Origin of the sequence: Micromonospora sp. ATCC 39149, assembly GCF_000158815.1 — a bacterium.
Classification (GTDB): Bacteria; Actinomycetota; Actinomycetes; order Mycobacteriales; family Micromonosporaceae; genus Micromonospora.
This window is the reverse complement of the sequence record NZ_GG657738.1, coordinates 6129732-6131283: the sequence shown is the minus strand read 5'-3', so window position 1 is coordinate 6131283 and position 1552 is coordinate 6129732. Positions and strand designations below refer to the sequence as shown.

1 protein-coding gene is annotated in these 1552 nt (G+C 69.4%); it reads right to left on the bottom strand.

What is annotated here, in order from left to right:
* A partial coding sequence (locus MCAG_RS26760) for a beta-ketoacyl synthase N-terminal-like domain-containing protein (RefSeq protein ID WP_304412203.1) occupies positions 1 to 1552 on the bottom strand: 1552 nt, incomplete at both ends.

Below are 1552 nucleotides of genomic sequence, written 5' to 3'. Positions count from 1 at the left end.
CGAACGCCCAGTAGCCAACGAAAAACCCACATCCCGCAGGTCCCGCTCCGGCTCCTCATCCAGGAAATCGAGCAACCGCTCCGCCTGAGCCCGCAACGCCCCCGCACTACGCCCCGACACCACCCACGGCAACGTACCCGCCACAGCCGGCCGCCCCGCCGGAACAGCCTCAGGCACCTGCGCCGGGGCCTCCTCGACGATCACGTGGGCGTTCGTCCCGGAGATACCGAACGACGACACCCCCGCCCGCCGCACCCGACCCACAACCGACGGCCACGACCGAGAATCAGCCAACAACTCCACCGCACCAGCAGACCAATCCACCACCGACGAGGGAGTGCCGACGTGCAGGGTGCGCGGTAGTTCGCTATGCCGCAGCGCCATCACCATCTTGATCACACCAGCCACCCCAGCAGCCGCTTGGGTGTGCCCGAGGTTCGACTTCAACGACCCCAACCACAACGGACGCTCCCGACCCTGCCCATACGTGGCCAACAACGCCTGCACCTCGATCGGATCACCCAACCGCGTCGCCGTGCCGTGACCCTCCACCGCGTCAACACCACGCACGTCCAGCCCAGCGTTCGCCAACGCCGCACGAATCACCCGCTGCTGCGCCAACCCACTCGGCGCGGTAATGCCGTTGGACGCACCGTCCTGGTTCACCGCCGAACCACGCACCACCGCAAGAACCTCATGACCGTTGCGCTGAGCATCGGAGAGCTTCTCCAACAACAACACCCCGACACCCTCGGCCCAACCGGTGCCATCCGCGCCGTCCGCGTACGACCGGCACCGCCCGTCGCGGGACAATCCACCCTGCCCGCTGAACTCCACGAACGTCTCCGGGGTGGCCATCACCGTCACCCCACCGGCCAGCGCCAGATCGCACTCCCCCTGCCGGAGCGCGTGCGCCGCCCAGTGCAACGCGACCAGCGACGACGAGCACGCGGTATCCACACTCACCGCCGGCCCCTCCAGCCCGAGGGTGTACGCGATCCGGCCGGAGACCACACTGCCAACGCTCGCGCTGCCCGGGTAGTCGTGGTACATCACCCCGGCGAACACCCCGGTCCGGCTCCCCCGCAGGGTGGCCGGCACGATCCCGGCCCGCTCGAACGCCTCCCACGACACCTCCAACAGCAACCGCTGTTGCGGATCCATCAACACCGCCTCACGCGGACTGATCCCGAAGAAACTGGCGTCGAAAGCACCGGCTCCAGCGAGGAAGCCACCGGCCCGCACGTACGTCTTGCCAGGGCGACCGGGTTCCGGGTCGTACCACCGCTCGATGTCCCAGCCCCGGTCCTCCGGGAAGTCGCCGATCCCGTCACGTCCCGCGGCGACCAGGTCCCACAGGTCCTCCGGCGAGCCGACCCCGCCGGGCAGCCGACAGGCCATGCCGACGATCGCGATCGGCTCGTCGGAGCCGGCGACGGAACTGGGCTCGGCGGCGAGGCCGGGACTCCCGCCGGTGACTTGGGATCGCAGGTGTTGGGCGACCGCGAGCGCGGTGGGGTGATCGAAGACCAGGGTGGCAGCCAGCCGCAGA